20 protein-coding genes are annotated in these 19,258 nt (G+C 64.5%); 16 read left to right on the top strand and 4 right to left on the bottom strand.

Translation table 11 applies throughout. From position 1 onward, the window contains the following. The first annotated feature begins 113 nt into the window (after positions 1–113). The 5 genes from WIMU1_RS02605 to atzF are packed head-to-tail and all read left to right on the top strand — an operon-like array spanning position 114 to position 5,587. Positions 114–1,427 (top strand): nucleobase:cation symporter-2 family protein, encoded by a 1,314-nt coding sequence (locus WIMU1_RS02605; RefSeq protein WP_120802859.1) that lies wholly within the window; start codon positions 114–116, stop codon positions 1,425–1,427. Then, a complete protein-coding gene (gene atzD, locus WIMU1_RS02600) occupies positions 1,424–2,506 on the top strand; it encodes a cyanuric acid amidohydrolase (RefSeq protein ID WP_062795024.1) in 1,083 nt (360 codons plus the stop codon). Before WIMU1_RS02605 ends, atzD begins: the two co-directional genes overlap by 4 nt. Next, positions 2,503–3,210: a biuret amidohydrolase gene (gene biuH / locus WIMU1_RS02595; protein ID WP_062795023.1), complete on the top strand. Its 708-nt coding sequence runs from the start codon at positions 2,503–2,505 to the stop codon at positions 3,208–3,210. Before atzD ends, biuH begins: the two co-directional genes overlap by 4 nt. Further along, the gene (locus tag WIMU1_RS02590) at positions 3,207–3,869 is read left to right on the top strand and encodes an alpha/beta fold hydrolase (protein ID WP_062795022.1); all 663 of its coding nucleotides are present in this window, start codon (positions 3,207–3,209) and stop codon (positions 3,867–3,869) included. The genes biuH and WIMU1_RS02590 overlap by 4 nt, the downstream gene beginning before the upstream one ends. Continuing rightward, the gene (gene atzF, locus WIMU1_RS02585) at positions 3,866–5,587 is read left to right on the top strand and encodes an allophanate hydrolase (protein WP_062795021.1); all 1,722 of its coding nucleotides are present in this window, start codon (positions 3,866–3,868) and stop codon (positions 5,585–5,587) included. The genes WIMU1_RS02590 and atzF overlap by 4 nt, the downstream gene beginning before the upstream one ends. 35 nt (positions 5,588–5,622) lie before the next feature. Here the strand turns inward: atzF and WIMU1_RS02580 are convergent, their stop codons facing one another. Next, positions 5,623–6,483, bottom strand: a complete 861-nt coding sequence (locus WIMU1_RS02580) for an alpha/beta fold hydrolase (protein WP_245969143.1) — start codon at positions 6,481–6,483, stop codon at positions 5,623–5,625. Between the two features lie 151 nt (positions 6,484–6,634). Between WIMU1_RS02580 and WIMU1_RS02575 the strand changes: the two genes are divergently transcribed. Beyond that, positions 6,635–6,850 carry a zinc-ribbon domain-containing protein gene (locus tag WIMU1_RS02575; RefSeq protein ID WP_062795019.1) on the top strand — a complete coding sequence of 72 codons (216 nt, stop codon included), beginning with the start codon at positions 6,635–6,637 and terminating at the stop codon, positions 6,848–6,850. Positions 6,851–6,854: 4 nt separating this feature from the next. Here WIMU1_RS02575 and WIMU1_RS02570 read toward each other — a convergent pair whose 3' ends face one another. Further along, positions 6,855–7,673: a MerR family transcriptional regulator gene (locus WIMU1_RS02570; RefSeq protein WP_157366781.1), complete on the bottom strand. Its 819-nt coding sequence runs from the start codon at positions 7,671–7,673 to the stop codon at positions 6,855–6,857. A gap of 134 nt (positions 7,674–7,807) precedes the next feature. On the opposite strand from WIMU1_RS02570, the gene WIMU1_RS02565 reads away from it, so the two are divergent. Continuing rightward, positions 7,808–8,161, top strand: a complete 354-nt coding sequence (locus WIMU1_RS02565) for a nuclear transport factor 2 family protein (protein WP_062795017.1) — start codon at positions 7,808–7,810, stop codon at positions 8,159–8,161. A 12-nt stretch (positions 8,162–8,173) separates the two neighbouring features. On the opposite strand, the gene WIMU1_RS02560 is transcribed toward WIMU1_RS02565, so the two are convergent. Beyond that, positions 8,174–8,752 carry a hypothetical protein gene (locus WIMU1_RS02560; RefSeq protein ID WP_062795016.1) on the bottom strand — a complete coding sequence of 193 codons (579 nt, stop codon included), beginning with the start codon at positions 8,750–8,752 and terminating at the stop codon, positions 8,174–8,176. A 433-nt stretch (positions 8,753–9,185) separates the two neighbouring features. Between WIMU1_RS02560 and tatA the strand changes: the two genes are divergently transcribed. Continuing rightward, positions 9,186–9,452, top strand: coding sequence for a Sec-independent protein translocase subunit TatA (tatA, locus tag WIMU1_RS02550; RefSeq protein ID WP_062795014.1), 267 nt, complete (start codon positions 9,186–9,188; stop codon positions 9,450–9,452). Positions 9,453–9,745: 293 nt separating this feature from the next. Here tatA and WIMU1_RS26070 read toward each other — a convergent pair whose 3' ends face one another. Beyond that, complete coding sequence (locus WIMU1_RS26070) at positions 9,746–9,883, bottom strand: hypothetical protein (protein WP_157366780.1); 138 nt, start codon at positions 9,881–9,883, stop codon at positions 9,746–9,748. Positions 9,884–9,902: 19 nt separating this feature from the next. Here WIMU1_RS26070 and WIMU1_RS02545 point away from each other — a divergent pair, with 19 nt between their 5' ends. From WIMU1_RS02545 to WIMU1_RS02510, 8 genes are all read left to right on the top strand, one after another. Beyond that, complete coding sequence (locus WIMU1_RS02545) at positions 9,903–10,853, top strand: enoyl-CoA hydratase (protein ID WP_084248049.1); 951 nt, start codon at positions 9,903–9,905, stop codon at positions 10,851–10,853. Further along, positions 10,853–12,028 carry an acyl-CoA dehydrogenase family protein gene (locus tag WIMU1_RS02540; RefSeq protein WP_062795013.1) on the top strand — a complete coding sequence of 392 codons (1,176 nt, stop codon included), beginning with the start codon at positions 10,853–10,855 and terminating at the stop codon, positions 12,026–12,028. Before WIMU1_RS02545 ends, WIMU1_RS02540 begins: the two co-directional genes overlap by 1 nt. After that, entirely contained in the window at positions 12,029–13,003 is a 975-nt protein-coding gene (locus WIMU1_RS02535) for an acyl-CoA dehydrogenase family protein (RefSeq protein WP_062795012.1), read from the top strand. Next, positions 13,000–14,097, top strand: a complete 1,098-nt coding sequence (locus WIMU1_RS02530) for an acyl-CoA dehydrogenase family protein (protein ID WP_062795011.1) — start codon at positions 13,000–13,002, stop codon at positions 14,095–14,097. Before WIMU1_RS02535 ends, WIMU1_RS02530 begins: the two co-directional genes overlap by 4 nt. 242 nt (positions 14,098–14,339) lie before the next feature. Next, the gene (locus WIMU1_RS02525; protein ID WP_062795010.1) at positions 14,340–15,464 is read left to right on the top strand and encodes a VOC family protein; all 1,125 of its coding nucleotides are present in this window, start codon (positions 14,340–14,342) and stop codon (positions 15,462–15,464) included. After that, the gene (locus WIMU1_RS02520; protein WP_062795009.1) at positions 15,461–16,405 is read left to right on the top strand and encodes a fumarylacetoacetate hydrolase family protein; all 945 of its coding nucleotides are present in this window, start codon (positions 15,461–15,463) and stop codon (positions 16,403–16,405) included. The genes WIMU1_RS02525 and WIMU1_RS02520 overlap by 4 nt, the downstream gene beginning before the upstream one ends. Further along, a complete protein-coding gene (gene mhpA, locus WIMU1_RS02515) occupies positions 16,402–17,967 on the top strand; it encodes a bifunctional 3-(3-hydroxy-phenyl)propionate/3-hydroxycinnamic acid hydroxylase MhpA (RefSeq protein ID WP_062795008.1) in 1,566 nt (521 codons plus the stop codon). Before WIMU1_RS02520 ends, mhpA begins: the two co-directional genes overlap by 4 nt. A 31-nt stretch (positions 17,968–17,998) precedes the next feature. Beyond that, complete coding sequence (locus WIMU1_RS02510) at positions 17,999–19,177, top strand: cytochrome P450 (RefSeq protein ID WP_062795007.1); 1,179 nt, start codon at positions 17,999–18,001, stop codon at positions 19,175–19,177. Positions 19,178–19,258 lie beyond the last annotated feature (81 nt).

The following is a 19,258-nucleotide window of genomic DNA, read 5'->3' as shown; positions in this document are numbered from 1 at the left end:
ACGAACTCTCGCCCGTTAACTCGAATGTAATGGTTGATAACGGCCGTGACACACAGAACGTATACGAATTGTTTATGCGAAACTTCCTACCTACCCCGTCGCGAACGCCGAGCATGTCCGGCCTGTGGCGCACGGGAGCCTTCGGCGCTCAGCATGTGATCGTCATGTACACGGGGTGCGTCACCGTTCCCCTTGTCTTCGGTGCCGCACTCGGATTGGACCAACGCACCATCGGACTGTTGGTCAACGCCGACCTGCTGATCGCCGGCATCGTCACCATCATCCAAGCCGCCGGCATCGGCAACATCCTGGGTGCGCGGATGCCGGTCGTGGCAGGTGCCTCGTTCACAGCCGTCACCCCGATGATTCTCATCGGGCAGGAATACGGCCTGAATGCGGTGTACGGGTCGATGATCGGTGCCGGGATCTTCGCTCTTCTCATGGCGGTGCCGTTCTCCAAGCTGTTGCGGTTCTTTCCTCCGGTCGTGCGCGGTGCAGCGGTGACGATGATCGGGTTGTCGCTCATCGGTAAAGCAGTGTCGATGATTTTCGACGACGGCCCGGCCGACGGTGAACGACTGTCGCTGGCTTTGGGCATCATCATCGTCGTGGTCGCCCTGATGCGCTACGGCCGCGGATTCATCAGGCAGGCAGCCGTTCTCACCGCTCTGGTCCTCGGAACCATCGCGGCTGCGGCGATGTCGATGACGGACTTCTCCGGTGTGGGTGACGCAGCGTGGTTCGGGATCCCGCAACCCTTCTTCTTCGGCGCACCGACATTCCCCCTCGCCGGGATCATCTCCATGAGCATCGTGATGATCGTGATCTTCATCGAGTCGACCGCCTACATGATGGCGATCTCCGAGACCACCGGCATCGACGCGGACCCTCCGCGTATCGCCCGCGGCCTGGCCGCCGACGGTGCGTCCGCAGTACTCGCGGGAGTATGGACCTCGTTCCCCGACACCATCTTTGCGCAGAACGTCAGTCTCGTCCGGATCACCAAGATCGCGAGCCGTTCGGTCGTGGTGTTCGCCGGTGCGCTCCTGATCATCTTCGCGTTGATCCCCAAGCTCGGCGAGACGATCGCGAGCCTGCCGGGGGCAGTCATCGGATCGGTCAGTCTGGTGATGTTCGCACTCGTCGCGGGCACCGGCATCAGCACCCTGTCGAAGGTGGACTACCGCAACAACGACAACCTGATGATCGTCTCGCTGGCGTTGGGCGCAGGGATGATCCCGGTGGTCTCCAAGGACATCTACACCGACTTCCCCGCCGAGGTGCAGATCATCTTCGGCAACGCCATCAGCAGCGCTGTGATCACCGCATTTGTCCTCAACATCGTCTTCCATCACCTACCGCCACGACGACGCGGCGACGACACCCCGACCGCTGAACCGACGTCGGACAAGGAGGTCGTGGCATGACCGCAGTCCGCCTGCTCACCGCGCCCACCACGGGGCCCGACGACATCAGCGCCCTCGAGCTGTTGGCCGACAACGGATTCGGCACCGATGATGTGCTCGCCGTGGTCGGCAAGACCGAGGGCAACGGTTGCGTCAACGACTTCAGCCGCACGCTTGCCTCTGCGGCATGGGAACCCCACCTCAAAGAAGCTGCGGTGACCGTGTTCTCGGGAGGCACCGAAGGTGTCATCGCACCGCATGTGAACCTACTGGTGGCCGACGATCGGGTCGATCCCCGTCATCAGCGTGGTCTGGTCGCCGCCGCAGGAACCACCCCGGCGATCCCCCCGGCCGAGCTGGGGCGCGTCGCGCACATGGAGTCGGTCCGCGACACAGTGGCCAAGCTGGTCGCCGAACTCGGCATCGCAGGCGACGATGTGCACCTTGTCCTGGTCAAGTGTCCGCTGCTCACCTCCACCGACATCGCGGGACTGCGTGCCCTCGGCATCGAGCCGGTCAGCGACGACACCTATGAGTCGATGGCGCGTTCGCGCGCAGCGAGTTCGCTGGGAATCGCCCTGGCGCTCGACGAGATCGACACCGACACCGCTCTGGCTGCACTCGAGGGACGGCGCCACGCCTGGTCGAACCGGGCGTCGGCAAGTGCCGGAGCCGAACTGAAATCGTGCCACGTGCTGGTGGTCGGCGAGAGCGACAAGGCCGCGAACTCGTTGCGCGCCTTGCACACCGAGATGAAGGACGCCTACGACCTCGATTCGCTTCTCTCCGCTGCCGCTCTGGTGTCCGAGCGTGGCGGCCGCATTCGACAGCTGTTCGTCAAGGCCGAAGCCGATCCGTCCGGAACCATCCGCAACCTGCGGCACACGATGCTCACCGACTCTGACATCAACGCGACGCGCCACGCACGAGCTGCTGTCGGCGCCCTTGTTGCGGCCATCAAAGGCGACGGGGCGGTGTATGTCTCGGGCGGCGCCGAACATCAGGGACGACCCGGGGGCGGCAGCGTGACCGTCGTCTACGAAGTAGATCCACCCCAGATCACCCCGTACAGCACCACTTCGGAAGGCACACCTCGATGACCACGCACCCCGTTGACGCTCATCCCTACGCCTGGCCCTACGACGGTGTTCTCGACGTCGGGCGCACCGCGCTCATACTCATCGACTGGCAGGTCGACTTCTGCGGGCCCGGCGGATACGTCGACTCGATGGGTTACGACCTCTCGCTGACCCGTGCCGGCCTCGCCCCGACCGCCCAGGTACTCGCTGCGTGTCGCGACGCAGGAATGCTGGTGATCCACACCCGCGAAGGGCACCGTCCCGACTTGACCGACCTCCCGCAGAACAAGCGGTGGCGTTCGGAGCGCGCGGGCGCCGAGATCGGTTCGGTCGGACCGTGCGGACGCATCCTTGTGCGCGGCGAACCCGGGTGGGAGATCGTCCCGGAGGTTGCACCACTGCCCGGAGAACCGATCATCGACAAACCCGGCAAGGGCGCCTTTTACGCCACCGACCTGGACCTGATCTTGCGCAGTGCGGGTATCACGAACCTCATCCTCACCGGGATCACCACTGATGTCTGCGTCCACACCACCATGCGTGAGGCCAATGATCGTGGCTTCGAGTGCCTGGTGCTGTCGGATTGCACCGGCGCCACCGACCACGGCCACCATGTGGCGGCGCTGAGCATGATCGCGATGCAGGGTGGGGTGTTCGGCGCGACTGCCACCTCGGAGCAGTTGTTGTCGGCGCTGGGCCCGAGTGCATCGCTCGCCGCCTCATGACAACGCAGTCGCGAGCCGTCTTGCTGTGTGGCGTGGCCGTGGACCCGCCCGTATGGGAGCAGACATCCACAGTGTTGTCCGAGAGAGGGTTTCACGTCGTGATCCCCCAGCGGCCCCGCTCCGGCGACCTGGCGGCCGAAGTCGAGTTCCTGGCACCGTTGTGTGACGGCGCGGTGGTCTTCGGCGTCAGCGGCGGGGCGACATTGGGCTTGGAGTTGGCTGCCCGCGGTGTCACGATGACCGCGGCGGTCCTGCACGAACCGGCGGCCGGGTCACTGATGCCAGGATTGCTGGACCCCGTCGTCGCCGCGTTCGACGAACACGGGGTGCCGGGTTTCGGCCACGAGCTCTACGGTCCCGGGTGGGACCCTTCGATGACCACATCGAACTCGGAGACGGTTGCCCGAGAACTTGCCATGTTCCGACGATTCGAACCTCGCCCCCTCACGATCAATTCGTCTTCGGTCACCCTCACCGTCGGAGCCAAGTCACCGCGTGTGCGCCACGAGTCCGTCAACGCACTGGCGGGTGCCCTCGACCTGAAAGTGCGAGTTCTGCCCGGCACTTCTCACGCCGCTCACCTGGACAACGCCTTTGCGCCCCTGATCGAGGAGTTGGAGCCCATGGTTCATGTACACAGCGCTGGGAGTCGAGGATGACCGAACGAGTGGACGCGTTCTTCGAGGCAGTGGACACACTCGATCGGTCCGAGATCTGGATCGACCTCCTCGCCCGAGAGGACGTGATCAAGGCCGCGGCGACAGCGACGGGCCCGCTCGCGGGAATGCTGTTGGCAGTCAAGAACAACGTCGATGTCGCCGGACTGCCGACCACCGCCGGATGCCCCTCGTACGCCGCTGCGCCGGCGAGCGTTGACGCCGACGCGGTCGCACGCCTACGGGCCGCAGGTGCCACCGTCGTGGGGTCGACGAACATGGACCAGTTCGCCACCGGATTGGTCGGGCAGAGAAGCCCTTACGGAGGTGTCCGGGACGCGCGACGACCAGACCACATCGCGGGTGGTTCGAGCTCAGGATCGGCGGTGGCCGTCGCGCTCGGACTCGCCGACATCGCGATCGGTACCGACACGGCCGGTTCAGGCCGGGTACCGGCAGCGCTCGGAGGCATAGTCGGGATCAAGCCCACTCTGGGTCTGGTGTCCACGCGAGGGCTGGTGCCCGCATGCCGATCGTGGGATGCGGTGACCATCATGGCCCGAGACATCGAGACTGCCAACACGGCCATGGGGTTCATGTCCGGAGGCGAGGGCACACGCGCTCTCCCACACGACGTACCACTGGCCGCACCTCCCGTCCCGCGCGTTGCGATACCGCGCGAGTTGCCGGCGATGTCCCCGGGCTGGAGTGAGGCCTTTGACCGAGTCGTGGACCGACTGCGCGCGGACGGTGTTGTTGTACAAGCAATTCCATTCGAACCATTTCTCGAGGCAGCACGCATGCTCTACGAGGGTGGACTTGTCGCCGAACGCCACGCGGCTGTCGGCGCCTTCGTCGACACGCATCGGGACACAGTGGACCCCACCGTCGGCCGCGTGATCTCGGCGGCGGGAACAGTGACGGCGTCTCAGATGGCGCGCGACCTGGAGCGGCTCGAGCGTCTGCGCGCCGAAAGCGTTGCGTTGCTGTCGGATTTCGACGCGCTGCTGGTTCCGACCGTTCCAGGACATCCATCGATCGCAGCAGTCGAGGACGACCCGATCGGCGTGAACTCGTGGCTCGGCACCTACACCAACTTCGCGAACCTGTTCGACATGTGCGGTGTCGCCGTCCCCGCGGGAACCGCCGGACCCGCCCAGTTCGGGGTCACTGTGCTGGCGGGCGCCTTCCACGATGCGGTCGCCCTCGACGTGGCCCGCCGAGTTGTCGAGACGCCAGAGCCGGCTGCAGCTGCGGGTGCAACACCGCCGTTGTCACAAGGGGCGCCGTGGATCGAATCCATCGGCGCATCGTGGTCGGACGTGTTCGTCGTCGGCGCACACCTACCAGGCCAGCCACTCGAGCACGAGATGACAAGCCGGGGAGCGCGATTCGTAGGCGCCGATCACACCGCCCCCACCTATGCTCTCTATGCCCTGCCGACCACGCCACCCAAACCGGGACTGGTGCGCACGATCAACGGCGGCAGTTCGATCACCGGAGGCGTCTGGCGGATGGCCCCGGCCGAACTGTCGTCGTTTCTCACCACATTGCCCGCGCCGATGATGCTGGGATCGGTGCAGCTCACCGGCGGACGGTCGATGATCGGATTCAGTTGTGAGCGTGCGGCTTTGTCCGACGCTACGGACATCACCCGGTTCGGTGGATGGCTCGCGTACCGGGCAGCGGAACCGGCAACCGCCAGTGCGCAACATCTCTGAGGAAGGCCTTGTCCGGATTGACGACGAACTGACGATCAGACCGCGGGCATGGCGGAAGCGACTCGGTCGGTGGCCGCATGTGGCAATGCGGTACCCATGTCGTCGAGCACCAGCAGCCGGGCGCCAGGGATTTCGGCAGCGAGGACCTCGCCGTTACCGACGGGGAAGAACGGGTCCTGGAGACCGTGCACCACGAGGGTGGGCAGGTCGAGTCCACCGAGCCGCTCCCGCCATCGTGGGGCACAGTCGATGCGGGAGAACACCATCCCGAGCTGGTTCGCCTGTTGCACCGGCGGTTCGGGCGACGGCGTTCGATCCCAGATCCGCATCGCCGTGGACCGCGCCTCGGCTGGGTCGTTGCGCAATGACTCGGCGCCCTTGGCCGCGAACGTCCCGACGGCCTCCCTGTCACTCCAATCCGGCATCGGGCGAGAGAACAGTTCGGCCATGACCGCTGGGTTGTGTTCGGGCAGATCCTCGTCTGCCGGACCCGGCGCCACCGGTCGGGTGCCGACAAGTGTCAACGCTGAGAACACATCGGGGTGGTCGAGCGCGGCGACTTGAGCAACCATGCCCCCGACACCGATTCCGCCGAGATGTGCGCGTTTCCCGAGCGCCCCTGCCAACGCGGCCGCGTCTGCGGCCAGGTCCCGGAGGTCGTAGGCAGGATTCTCCGGGTCGAGGGTGGTCGACGTTCCTGAGTCACGCAGGTCGTAGCGCACCACGTGCCGGCCACCGGTTGCGAGGCGTTCACACAGTGCGTCCGGCCACGACAACATCGTGGTGCCGCCGACCAGGAGGATCAGCGGGTCGGCCTCGCGGCCGAAGCTCTCGACGCCGAGTTGTACACCGTTGGCCTGCACCGAAGTCATGCCCGCGCGCGTTGCACCTGTCATGTCTGTATTCCTGCCTGTCGATGTACCCAGAGGGGTAGACCGCGGGGTAGGACAGTAGTCATCGGCCGCGCCACCGTCGGCCATCTGTCCAGCCGCACCCCGATCGACCTGCAATCACCGCAGACCACTGGCCGGCTTCGAAGGAAGCTATATGCTGGGCTTCGTGTTCTTCATCTTTGGTTTCGGCACCAAGCAGAAACACCTCGGCCCGGGGCAAACCCGCACATGCCCTCACTGCAACAACACCACGCAGTGGGCACGGATCAAGCAGTACCAACAATTCACGCTGTTCTTCATCCCGATCGCGCGGTGGAAACGGCGCCAGTTCGAGCAATGCGGCATCTGCGGCACCGTCGCCGCGGTGTGAGTGGTCAGATCCTGGCGCCCGAAGCAGTGATAGGCCAGCCGATCTCGGTTGTCCCGTCTCGTCCGGGAGTGCCTTCCAGGTAGGTCTCTCGCACCGGGCCGGGTGCGCCGATACCGTGTTCGTTGACGTAAGCACCGAGGTCTGCGTACACCTCGCCGATGGTGGCATCGCTTCCCCGGTGCGTCGCCACCGCCAGCGTCGCGGCGGGCAGTGATTCCAGTACGACCCGGCCGCCTTCGGGCGGTGCACTCGAGGGCGCAACCGGTTGATAGAGGGCACATTCGCCGTGTTCGTCCAGGAACAACTCGGTCGACCACAGTCCACCGCGCGGCCCATCGGTGGGGATGCTCGATCGCGTGACAACGTCATCGAGGCCCGCGTTGGCACTTGTGAACCAAGCACCCAGATCAGCCAGATCAATGGTGTCGCGGATGACCAACGCAGACATGCTCGCGATGTCACGTCGTTCGATCCGCACCGGCTGTGTGTGGTCCGTCAACAATCGACGTAGCGACTCCACCGCGGACTGTGTGTGCGCCAGCCGTTCTTCCATACGCTGCAGATGGTCGGCGATGATGGCGTTCTTTGTTTCTTCGTCGGATGCCTGCAGCGCTCGGTGGATGTCCTCGACAGGCATGTCGAGCGAGCGGAGATGGTGAATGACCCGTGCATCCTCGATCTGTCCCCGACCGTAGTAGCGGTACTGGTTGTTCGGGTCCACGGCAGCGGGTTCGAGCAGGCCCACACGGTGGTAAAACCTGAGCGCTTTGGCACTGAGACGCGTAGCGCGGCTGAAGTCACCGATGGTCATCAAACTGGGCACCACCTCAGTCTCCCCCTTCCCCTGAGGGGAACCTCAACCTTCGCGGTGACGTCGCCGGGGTGTTGACCTTCCCCTGAGGGGAACGGCCAGGGTGGGGTCCGCAACCAACATCACGCGCGAAAGGAACCATCGAGATGACATCCGAGACCACTGACCTGCCAACCGCCGTAACCGACTACCTTCATGCCGCCCCGGACGCCGATCCCGCGGCCCTCGCGGACCTGTTCGCCGAGGACGCCATCGTGGTCGACGACGGGAAGACCTACCGGGGTCGCAACGAAATCGCCTCCTGGCGTACAGAAGTCGCGCAGTCGTTCACGTACACCACAACACGGTTGCGAACCGAAGAGCATGCCGACGCAATCGTTGTGATCAACCGCATCGAAGGAAACTTCCCAGGCGGCCGAGTCGACCTGGCGAACCGATTCACGGTGGACAAAGCGAAACAGATCAGTTCCTTGACGATCGAGCCGGCGACGAAAGGCTAGCCCCGGCGAAGACTATGGTCGCGTTCCCCGCCGCCGCCGATTCACGACGAGCCACCCGACCGCGGCGAGGACAAGTCCGCCTGCGACAACCAGCAGCGGCAACGGGACTGTCGCCGTCACCCTCGTCCACCAGCTGCTCTTGACCGGGACCTCATCGGCGGCATCGAGCAGTTGGGTCGGCGTGGCGGGGTTCGGCGGCCGCGGTGGTCCGAAGTCCCGTTCGAGTACACCTCGCACGTCGGACATCGACAGTGTGGCCGGACCCATGCACAGGTTGCTCTCCCAGCCGCGGCCCACTCCTTCGCTGAGGCCTGCGTCAACGAAGAGCAGATAGTCGCGGCCCAGCTCGAAGCTCACCCCGCACGAAGGGCCGTCATGCGGGGTGCCCACAGTGGTGACAGAGTCCACCTCCCCCTTGAACACCTCGGCCACAGCGAACTCGTAGATGTCATCTGACCCGGACGACGCCTTGCCAGTGGCTCGGGCGAGAAAGACACCATCCGCGTCCAGTGCGGCTTCCTCTGTCGTGGAACCACGGCAGCTGCACGCGCAGGCAGGCCCGGCCGCACCTGCCGAAACCGCCAAAGACACGAGCGCACCACAGAGCGCAACGGCGATCAGTCGCGGAATGGACGGCCGGGGCCGGTGCGTGCGACCGAGCCGCGACCTGAGTTCTTCACTCATCATGAGCCGATCACCGGGCTGGTGCGGATCACCAACGCTCCGCTCAGCATGGCATCACCAGAACCACCTGTAGGCCCGTTCATCGACCGCAAACAGATGACTTTGCAAGCTGCCGCACGAAACGAATCCGGTCACCTCGGTGTCGGCGGAGAAATTGAACTCGTCGCAATCCGCTAAAAGGATTCTCAATTCTTCTTGTGACTGCCGCCACATCATGCTATTCATGTTACATAGAAACAGTTCGCGTATCACTGAACCAGCCGGGGTGACATTAAAACATGTCCACAACTAACAGAATGCCGCGCTGGCGCGAGAACTGATCAGCACATCAGGGGGATCAATGAACGCTCTTCAACCGTGGCATATCGTTCTCGTCGTAGTTGTTTTCCTGGTTCTCTTCGGATCGAGAAAATTACCCGACGCCGCACGCGGACTCGGTCGCTCGATGCGTATTTTCAAGAGCGAGATCAGCGAGATGAACAACGACGAGAAAACCGCCGGAGATACTGCATCACAACCTGATTCACATCCCGCCCTGGACAGCGGCGAGGCCGCCAGGACAGGTACCGACCCGCAAGAAACCCGCCGAATGCAACGGCCCGCATAGGTCACGATTCCCGGCCCAGAACCGTATCAGATACGAAAGGAGAAACGTGCTGTCAACATTCTTTTACCTCATCGAAGTCATCGGAAACACTTTCGGCGTTATCGCGCAGGCTGTAGCAACCGGAAGCGCCGGATGAGCACGCCCGTATCGCAGGTCGCCACAGATATACGGCGGCCTGCGGTGCGGCCGCAGCCAGAACTACGAGGGCAGGAAATGTCTTCCGCTTTTGAACCCGTCTCGGTGAACACCCCGCCGCCACCGCCCACCCGGTCGACGACCGGGGATCCAGAGATCTACAGCCACGGCAACCCGGCCGCCGGCGGCCCGTTGAGATCGCTGATGGCCACGCGCCGCAATGTGGCCCACTGGTTGTTTCCCCGGCGACTGTCTGACTGACCCGCCATCCCGTGAGCAGCCCAGCCGGCGGTCATGGTGGAACTTCCTGGCCGCATGACCGACTCGCCGGCGCCATTTACCAACCAAGCACTTGCTAGGTATGGTGTCGAGGTGACTATCCCGAGCCCTCTCACCGCTTCCGAGCTTGGCGTCGACACCACCCCGGTGGCGTACGAGACCGTGGGCGCCGTCGCGTACGTGACGTTGAACCGTCCCGACTATCGCAACGCGCAGAACTCGGTCATGACGTACTCCCTCGACGCGGCGTTCGTGCGCGCCGTCAACGATGCCGACGTCAAGGTCATCGTCCTGCGTGCAGCGGGCAAACACTTCTCCGCCGGTCACGACATCGGCACGCCTGAACGCGACTTCCACGTCGAATACCCGAACACCGCCACCCTGTATTGGGACCACACCGACCGCACCGGCGGTGACCAGCGCCTGGCCCGCGAAGTCGAGGTGTACATGGGGATGTGCCGCCGCTGGCGGGAGATCCCCAAACCGGTGATCGCACAGGTGCACGGTGCCTGCATCGCCGGCGGGATGATGCTGGCCTGGATCTGCGACTTCATCGTCGCCTCGGACGACGCGTTCTTCTCCGACCCGGTCGCCCGGATGGGCATCCCCGGGGTCGAGTACTTCGCCCACGCATTTGTGCTCGGCCCACGCCGCGCCAAGGAGATCCTCTTCACCGGCCAGCGGTTCGGAGCCAAGGAAGCTCTCGACTGGGGCATGGTCAACCACGTTGTCCCCCGCGACGAACTGGCCGCGAAGGTCGACGAGATCGCCGGGAACATCGCCGAGATGCCCCAGCTGGGACTCGCGCTGTGCAAGAAGGCCGTCAACATCTGTGAAGACCAGATGGGCATGCGAAACGCGATGGACTCGGTCTTCGGCTGGCACCACTTCGCACACAGCGCCAATGCCGAAGCACCCGAGGGTGACCCCTTGGGCGGCATGGACGCCAAGTCGATGAAGTCCAGCGCTACCAAGCAGGAGTCCTGATGGATCTGCTCTTCGACGACGCGGCGAACACCTTTCGCGACGAGGTCCGGGGCTGGCTGTCCGAGAACGTCCCGGAAAAGCCGCTGCGGTCCATGGACAGCGCCGAAGGCTTCGAACAGCACCGACAGTGGGAGGCCACCATGGCCGATGCCCGCATGTCGGTGGTCAGCTGGCCCGAAGAGTTCGGTGGTCGCGACGCACCGCTGCTGCACTGGCTGATCTTCGAAGAAGAGTATTACCGCAGCGGGGCTCCGGGCCGGGTCAGCCAGAACGGCATCTTCCTTTTGGCACCAACGCTTTTCGAACATGCTCACCCTGATCAGCTGACACGGATCATGCCGCGGATGGCACGGGCCGACGACATCTGGGGTCAGGCGTGGAGCGAACCCGAGGCCGGCAGCGACCTCGCATCGCTGCGATCCACCGCAACTCGTACCGAAGGCGGCTGGCTGCTCAACGGCCAGAAGACCTGGAGCTCACGATCGAGCTTCGCGGACTGGGGTTTCGGCCTGTTCCGTTCCGACCCCGACTCGGTTCGGCACCGCGGGATCACCTACTTCATGTTCGATCTGCGCGCAGAGGGTGTCACCGTCCGGCCCATCAATCAGCTCGACGGCGAGCCAGGATTCGCAGAGCTGTTCCTGGAGAACGTCTTTGTTCCCGACGATCCCGATCAGCCCGGCGAGTCCGGAGTGATCGGCGAGGTGAACAACGGCTGGAAGGTGGCCATGAGCACCGCGGCCAACGAACGTGGACTCTCCCTCCGCTCCCCCGGCCGTTTCCTTGCCACCACCGACCGGCTGCTGAACCTGTGGCGCGACACCGCACCCGAGCTGCGCGCCGGGCTCGGTGACCGCGTGGCCGATGCGTGGATCGGTGCCCGGGCGTATGAGCTGTCCACGTTTGCCACCGTCAGCAGACTGGCCGAGGGCGGACAGCTGGGCATGGAGTCGTCGATCAACAAGGTGTTCTGGTCACAGTGGGACATCGCAACCCACGAGACAGCGTTGGATCTGTTGGGACCGGAATCCGAAGTTGCGCTTCGGCACCCGTCCGGCGACTGGACCGACGGGTACCTGTTCTCACTGTCGGGGCCGATTTATGCCGGTACCAACGAGATTCAGCGAAACGTGATCGCCGAACGACTGCTCGGACTTCCGCGAGGGGACCGCTAGATGAGATTTCTGCTGGAAGACGAGCACCGCGATCTCGCGTCGTCGATCGACGCCATGCTCGCCAAGAGTGATCTGCCCGCGGTGATTCGCGCGTGGAACACCGGGGACCTCGAACCAGGGCGCAAGGTGTGGTCGAGGCTGGCCGAGACCGGCGTCAACGCACTGCTGATCTCCGACGACAACGGCGGCATGGGCGCCGGCGCCGTCGAGATGGTCGTCGCTGTCGAGACACTCGGCCGTTACGGAGTGCCCGGGCCCGTTGCCGAAACTGTTGCTGCAGTGCCGATTCTGCTTGCCGATGCCGCCGTGACCGAACCGTTGGCCGCATTGGCAGAACGTGCACTGGCCACGCTGGCACTGCCTCCCGAGGTTCCTTTCGCCGTCGATGTGGAAGTCGCCGAACAGACCTATCTCGTCGACGGCTCGACCTTGAGCACCGGGGTGGGTACGGACCCGCGCCCGTCGGTGGATCTGGCCCGCACACTCTCGGTGGTGCAGGCCGGCGAACGGCTGGCCGATGTCGATGCCTCCCGCGCATTCGACTTCGGTGCCCTGGCGACGGCGGCGCAGCTCATCGGCCTCGCGCAGACCATGCTCACCCTCACCAGCGAGTACGCGAAAACGCGGAAGCAGTTCGGCAGGGAAATCGGCTCATTCCAGGCTGTCAAACACCATCTCGCCGATGTGGCGATCGCCGTCGAGATGGCACGGCCACTCGTGCACGGAGCAGCACTCACCCTGGAAGGACAAGTACCCGAACCACAATTCGCCTCGCGCGATGTGTCAGCGGCGAAAGTCGCCGCGGGAGAGGCCGCCTACCTCGCCTCCCGGGTCGGCCTGCAGGTGCTCGGCGCCATCGGATACACCCAAGAGCACGATCTGTCGCTGTACCTGACGAAGACTCGAGCCCTGCTGTCGGCGTGGGGTACGCCCGCCGTCCACCGGTCCCGGGTTCTGGAGTCGATCAGCGCATGAGCATCTACTCCCCCGGAATCGACACCGAAGAGCAGTCCGCGCTGCGTGATTCGGTTGCTGCGTTGCTACGCCGCAGTGGCGACTCCGCCAGCGTGCGAGCGGCGATGTCGTCGGAGAACAGGCACGACCAGGCTCTGTGGTCCACCCTGTGCGAACAGATCGGCGTCGCCGCACTGGCGATCCCGGAGCAGTTCGACGGTGTGGGCGCCACGCTCACCGAAACCCATGTAGTCCTCGAAGAACTGGGCAAACACCTCTCCCCGGTTCCGATGCTCGGTTCTGCGGTTCTCGCCACGCAGGCCCTGCTCCTCAGCAGAGACGACGAGGCCTGCGCGCGTACCCTTCCTGACCTGGCATCGGGCGAGAAGGTGGCCGCACTGTGCTGGGCGGGCGAATCCGGCTGGAACGAACCCGGAGTGGAGGCGAGCAGCGGGATTCTCTCCGGTACCAGCCACTACGTACTCGACGGCGAGTATGCCGACGTGTTGCTGGTCCTGGCCCGCTCGGGTGAGCACGTCACGCTGCATCAGGTGGATGCGAACGCCGACGGCATCACTCGAGTAGCCCGTCCCACCATGGACCCCACGCGGCCGCTGACAACCGTCACCTTCGAGGATGTCGATGCCATCGCCATCCCGACGGCCGAGAATCTGGTGGACAACCTCCGCGCGACCGCATTCGTCGCAATCAGCGCCGAACAGGTGGGGGCAGCTCGCGCAGCGCTCGACCTGACCGTCGAATACACGAAGTCGCGCAAACAGTTCGGTCGGGTCATCGGCTCATTCCAGGCACTCAAGCACCGGATGGCCGACATGTACGCGCTCACCGAGACCGCGCATTCCATCTCCTACGCAGCCGTCGACGCACTCGTCAACGGAACCGACGAAGCGCTCGCGCTCGCTGACGCTGCCCGGGTGTACTGCTCGGACGCGTTCAACCACATTGCCGCCGAGACCATTCAGCTCCATGGCGGAATCGGCATCACGTGGGAACACGACGCGCATCTGTACTTCAAGCGCGCACATGGGACCGCTCAGCTGATCGGTCAGCCGCACCATTCGCTGGGACGACTGGCACAAGCGGCCGGTCTCTGAGTTTTGCACCTCAGACGCCGGGTGGTGTGTCCGAGCGCCCCGACACGGGTGTGCCGGTGCTCGACTGGCGGTTCACCGTGTTGACAACCTGATCCAGGTCGCGCGATCGCTCACCGCTGGCTCGACGGATTGATGTGCTGGCGAACTTCCATCAGTCCTGACGAAATTCCAACACGCCATACCCCTTGACTGCCGGTTTGCTCATAAGTGACGATTTACTCAATTACTTGAGGAGGTCACTTATGACGGTGCCGGCACACACCCCGCATGCCGATCTGCACAGTGGCGATGGCGCTCGCCCTGGCGATCCCGAGGACCGAGCGGCGTCGCCCGTTGTCAAGGTTGTCGACCTCGCCTGGCTCGAGTTCGAGAAACCGAACATCGCGCACGCGGAACGGTTTGCTCACGACTTCGGTTTCTCCACCGTCTCCCGGACCGCCGATCAGCTGTCCCTACGCGGCACATGGTCCGGAGCGCCCTGCGTCCTGATCCGGCGATCACATCGATCGAAATTCATCGGACCAGCGTTCCGTGCGGCCGGCAACGACGACCTGCTGCGACTGTCCCGAGAAACCGGGCGGCGCGTCTACCCTCTCGGCGACCTCGGCGGCGCGGCCATCGACCTCACCGATCCGTCCGGGATGGCAATCCGGGTGGTTGCGGGACTGACCGACCTACCTTCGCTCCCCGACCAAGATTCTCTGACGTTCAACTTCGGCGGAAAGGTCGAGCGAGTCAACGCCGTTCAGCGTCCGTCTCGCGAACCTGCACGGGTGCAGCGCCTCGGACACGTCGTGATCGAGACACCCCGTTTTCGCGAGAATCTTGCGTGGTACCAGGAGATGCTGGGATTGATCGTCAGCGACTTCCTCTTCTTCCCCGGTCAACGTGACCGCGGTCCGACGATGGCATTCATGCGCTGTGATCGTGGTGGTGAGCCGGCCGACCACCACACGCTGGCAATGACTTTGGGGCCGATGTCCCGGTACATCCACTCGGCGTATCAGGTGGCCGACCTCGACGCCGTCGCCGCGGGGGGCGCCTACCTCGCCGATCGCGGCTATCACCACGCGTGGGGAATCGGCCGTCACATCCAGGGCAGTCAACTCTTTGACTACTGGCGGGATCCGGACAGGTTCATGGTGGAGCACTTTGCCGACGGGGACATGTTCGACAGCACCATCGAGGCGGGATGGGCGCCGATGACCGCAAGCGGACTGTCGCAATGGGGGCCACCCGTGACCCGCGATTTCCTCGGCGCCAGCCCTGATCCCGATCTGGTCAAGGGCATGCTCGCCGGGCTTCGTGACGACAACGAATTCGACATCCACCGCCTTCTGGGCCTACTGAAAGTGGCACGTTCATGACCACAACCGTCCTGCGCACAGACACCGGCTGGTGGGTCCAGCGCGATCAGACCGCTTACCCCATTCGCACATCCGCGAAGACCACCGGCGAGCTGCTGACCGATCGCGCCGCGATCGACGCGGCAGCAACCGATGGCGATGCCGGCGGAACCCCCGTGGGCGATCTCGTTCTGCTCTCGCCTGTGACGGCCCCGTGCCGGGTGGTCGCGCAGATGGTCAACTACCGCAGCCACGCAACCGATTCGGGCATCAACCCCGACAGGGTGTCGGCCACCTTCTTCCGCAAATCGTCGGGTTCGATCACCGGCCCGTTCGACGACATCATCAAGCCGGCGCACGTCGCACTGCTCGACTACGAGGTGGAGATCGGTCTCGTCGCCGGAGCCTCCATCGACGTCGGCACTTCCGTCACCACCGACACCCTCAGCGACTTCTTCGCGGGAGTCGTGATCACCAACGACGTCAGCGCTCGCGACGTGCAATTACCGAAAACCCAGTTCTACGAATCCAAGTCGTACCCCACCTTCACACCGGTCGGCCCTCGACTGGTACTGCTCACGCACGAGGAATGGCGCCGGTTCGACCAGCTTCGCCTGCAACTCTGGGTCAACGGCGAACGCCGGCAGAACGGGCGGGTCGGCGGCGACATGATCATCGATCCGGTGAGCGCGCTCGCCGTGCTCACCGGCTTTCAACGCCTCGACGCCGGAGATCTCCTGCTCACCGGCACTCCCGGTGGCACCGCGCTGACCGCGCCACCCAAGCCCATCGAGATCATCGGCGCACTCATCCCGCCGCACGTCAAATGGAAGACCTTCTTCAAGCGTCAGGCATCAAACCCCAAGTACCTCAAAGACGGCGACGTCGTCGAGGTTCGTATCGCGACCGACGACGGCGCCATCGATCTGGGCCGTCAACGCTGCCACGTCACCTACGCATGACCGCCCAGCGCGACCCCGTCGTGATCGTCGGCGCGGGCCCCGTCGGGCTCGCCTGCGCTCTGCTCTTTGCCAAACGCGGTGTTGCCACGGTGATCCTGGAGCGTCACCGCGAACCGTATCCGCTGCCACGCGCGGTGCACCTCGACGACGAGGTGTTCCGGATACTGCAGGCCGTCGGCGTCGACGAGAAGTTCGCGCCGCACACCCGGGCGATGCCGGGCATGAGGCTGATCAACGGACGCGGGCGAGTGATGACCGAATTCGCCCGCAGCACCGAGGACGGCGCCAACGGCTACCCGCTGGGAAGCATGTTCGACCAGCCCGACCTCGAAGGTGTTCTCCTCGACGAAGCAGCGTCCGTCGACCTCATCGACCTTCGGCGTGGTTGCCAGGTCATCGATGTTGCCGGCGGCGCACGGCCGGTGGTGTGCTACGAGAACAGCAGTGGCGAAACAGATTTCGTCGATGCCGCCGCTGTGATCGGGTGCGATGGGGCCAACAGCCTTGTGCGCGATCAACTCGGTATCACCATGCGCGACTTCCACTTCGACGAACGATGGTTGGTGATCGACGTCCTCACCCCGGCACCGCTCGACGTGTGGGGCGGTGTCCACCAGATCTGCGACCCCGATCGCGCTGCCACGTTCATGCCCGTCACCGGAAACCGATACCGCTGGGAGTTTCGTGTGCACGACGGCGAGGACCTCGACGCACTGCGATCCGAGCAGACGTTGCAGAAGCTGTTGTCGCCATGGATGACCCCGTCTGAACTCGCGGATTCGCAGATCATGCGCCAGGCCGTCTACACCTTTCGCGCACGGGTGGCTCACACCTGGCGCAGCGGTCGAGTCTTCCTTGCCGGCGACTCCGCTCATCAGACACCGCCGTTTGTCGGGCAGGGACTCGGCTCGGGATTGCGCGACGCGTTCAACCTGACGTGGAAGTTGGCCGACGTTCTCGACGGTTCTGCACCTGAGTCGCTGCTCGACACCTACGAATCCGAACGAAAACCGCATGCCACCCGAATCATCCTGACGGCGTTGGCAGTCGGATGGGCCCTCACCGGTGGGCAGGACCGTCTCGCTTCCGTCCGCAGAGCAGCAGTCACAGCGGTATGTCACGTTCCTCGCATCGCACATGCTCTGCCCGATGCAAGCCCTTCCCTGCGCCACGGGCCACTGGTTCGGCGCCGCGGAATACTGTCGCGCCTCAACGGAACCCTGTTCCCGCAACCGCGGGCGTGTACGGCCGGCGGCATTCACCGGCTCGACAACCTGCTCGGACCGCGCTACGCATTGATCACCCGTGGTCCCTTGCGGGATGACACGGCCCATCGGCTCGCGCGTATGGGACTGACGCACACCGACGTTGAGGCTCTGGCGTGTGTCCCGTCGACGAACCCATCCCCGTCTGAGGTGATGCGGGCACATCACACGTACGCGGTGCTCCTCCGGCCCGACCGTGTCGTGATGGCATCAGCCCGAACCGAAGCCGATGTGGAGCAACTGCTGTCCGTCTACCGACGCGCACACCGTACCCACATCACGAACGTAGCGGCATGACAGCCCGATCACCTCTCTTGGAGGCATAGACATGCTCAACACGCGGTCGCGCCGAGATGTCCCGGTGGTCGATGTCGACTTGTACGGGCAGACGGCACTGATCGATCCGCAGCCCGTTTACCGGCAGATCCGCGACGCGGGCTCGGTGGTGTGGCTGCCGAAACACAAGGTGTGGGCGATGGGCCGTTTCGACGACGTCCGGAGTGCACTGCGTGACGATGCCACCTTTCGTAGCGGCTCCGGGGTCGCGGCGAACCCGGTCGCGAATCTACTCGGACGCAAGACCGTATTGTCCAGCGATGATGAACGACATTCGGCCCGCCGCCGAATACTGATGCAGTCGTTGGTATCACGCGCAATCCGACCGTCGTTGCCCATCCTTCGCGACGAAGCACGCGCGACCGTGGACCGGCTGCTGGAACTGGACTCATTCGACGGAGTCGCGGAGTTCGCCTCCCGGCTTCCGATCGCAGCCGTTGCAGATCTCGTCGGTGTCGAGGTCGGACCGCAGCAGTTACTCACCTGGGGTGCCGGAACATTCGACATTCTCGGTCCGCTGAACCGACGAGCCATCGACGCGACTCCGACGGCATTGGGGTTGCTGCTCTACACGATGCGACTGCGCCGTTCACAGGTCACGCCCGACGGATGGGCGGCCAGTGTCTTCGATGCTGCCGACCGCGGAGAGATCAGCAGGTCCGAGGCGCGAACCATGGTGATCGACTTCGTGGCACCGAGTCTCGACACCACCATCCTCGCGACGGGCCAGCTGCTCTGGAGCCTTGGCCGCGATCCAGAGCTCTACGCTCAACTCAGAGCTGACCCCGAACTGATCCCCACCGCTGTGGTCGAGGCGGTACGCGTGGCGTCACCTGTTCGCGGCTTCACTCGAAGGGTGAGTCACGACAAGGACATCGACGGTGTCAGGATCCGGGCAGGTGAGCGCGTTGTGCTGCTCTACGCCGCGGCGAACATGGACGAGCGCCACTTCGACGATCCCCAGACGTTCTCACTGCACCGACGAGGCAGCAATCTCGGCTGGGGACACGGGATGCACACGTGTGTAGGCATGCAGCTGTCCAAGCTCGAGATGCAGACCCTACTGCGCGAGTTGATCACCCGGGTCGAGACCATCGAAGTGTCGGATCCGGTTCCGCTCTCGAACAACTGTCTGCAGGGTTTCGCCTCATTCCGCGCCAGGTTCGCGTGAGTCGCAGGTCGGCACACCTGCGGGGACGCGTCGGTATACTTCCGGTGGCCACGATTGACCGTCGAAAACGCAGGAGCCCGA

The sequence above is a fragment of the Williamsia muralis NBRC 105860 genome (assembly GCF_001598915.1).
In the GTDB taxonomy this organism is placed as follows: Bacteria; Actinomycetota; Actinomycetes; order Mycobacteriales; family Mycobacteriaceae; genus Williamsia; species Williamsia muralis.
This window is presented reverse-complemented; position numbering and strand designations above follow the sequence as displayed.

What these genes read in the sequence shown, in the direction of transcription:
- WIMU1_RS02605 (WP_120802859.1), top strand. Translation starts at nt 114, where the DNA reads ATGTCCGGCCTGTGGCGCACGGGAGCCTTCGGCGCTCAGCATGTGATC.
- atzD (WP_062795024.1), top strand. Translation starts at nt 1,424, where the DNA reads ATGACCGCAGTCCGCCTGCTCACCGCGCCCACCACGGGGCCCGACGAC.
- biuH (WP_062795023.1), top strand. Translation starts at nt 2,503, where the DNA reads ATGACCACGCACCCCGTTGACGCTCATCCCTACGCCTGGCCCTACGAC.
- WIMU1_RS02590 (WP_062795022.1), top strand. Translation starts at nt 3,207, where the DNA reads ATGACAACGCAGTCGCGAGCCGTCTTGCTGTGTGGCGTGGCCGTGGAC.
- atzF (WP_062795021.1), top strand. Translation starts at nt 3,866, where the DNA reads ATGACCGAACGAGTGGACGCGTTCTTCGAGGCAGTGGACACACTCGAT.
- WIMU1_RS02580 (WP_245969143.1), bottom strand. Translation starts at nt 6,483, where the DNA reads ATGACAGGTGCAACGCGCGCGGGCATGACTTCGGTGCAGGCCAACGGT.
- WIMU1_RS02575 (WP_062795019.1), top strand. Translation starts at nt 6,635, where the DNA reads ATGCTGGGCTTCGTGTTCTTCATCTTTGGTTTCGGCACCAAGCAGAAA.
- WIMU1_RS02565 (WP_062795017.1), top strand. Translation starts at nt 7,808, where the DNA reads ATGACATCCGAGACCACTGACCTGCCAACCGCCGTAACCGACTACCTT.
- tatA (WP_062795014.1), top strand. Translation starts at nt 9,186, where the DNA reads ATGAACGCTCTTCAACCGTGGCATATCGTTCTCGTCGTAGTTGTTTTC.
- WIMU1_RS26070 (WP_157366780.1), bottom strand. Translation starts at nt 9,883, where the DNA reads ATGACCGCCGGCTGGGCTGCTCACGGGATGGCGGGTCAGTCAGACAGT.
- WIMU1_RS02545 (WP_084248049.1), top strand. Translation starts at nt 9,903, where the DNA reads ATGACCGACTCGCCGGCGCCATTTACCAACCAAGCACTTGCTAGGTAT.
- WIMU1_RS02540 (WP_062795013.1), top strand. Translation starts at nt 10,853, where the DNA reads ATGGATCTGCTCTTCGACGACGCGGCGAACACCTTTCGCGACGAGGTC.
- WIMU1_RS02535 (WP_062795012.1), top strand. Translation starts at nt 12,029, where the DNA reads ATGAGATTTCTGCTGGAAGACGAGCACCGCGATCTCGCGTCGTCGATC.
- WIMU1_RS02530 (WP_062795011.1), top strand. Translation starts at nt 13,000, where the DNA reads ATGAGCATCTACTCCCCCGGAATCGACACCGAAGAGCAGTCCGCGCTG.
- WIMU1_RS02525 (WP_062795010.1), top strand. Translation starts at nt 14,340, where the DNA reads ATGACGGTGCCGGCACACACCCCGCATGCCGATCTGCACAGTGGCGAT.
- WIMU1_RS02520 (WP_062795009.1), top strand. Translation starts at nt 15,461, where the DNA reads ATGACCACAACCGTCCTGCGCACAGACACCGGCTGGTGGGTCCAGCGC.
- mhpA (WP_062795008.1), top strand. Translation starts at nt 16,402, where the DNA reads ATGACCGCCCAGCGCGACCCCGTCGTGATCGTCGGCGCGGGCCCCGTC.
- WIMU1_RS02510 (WP_062795007.1), top strand. Translation starts at nt 17,999, where the DNA reads ATGCTCAACACGCGGTCGCGCCGAGATGTCCCGGTGGTCGATGTCGAC.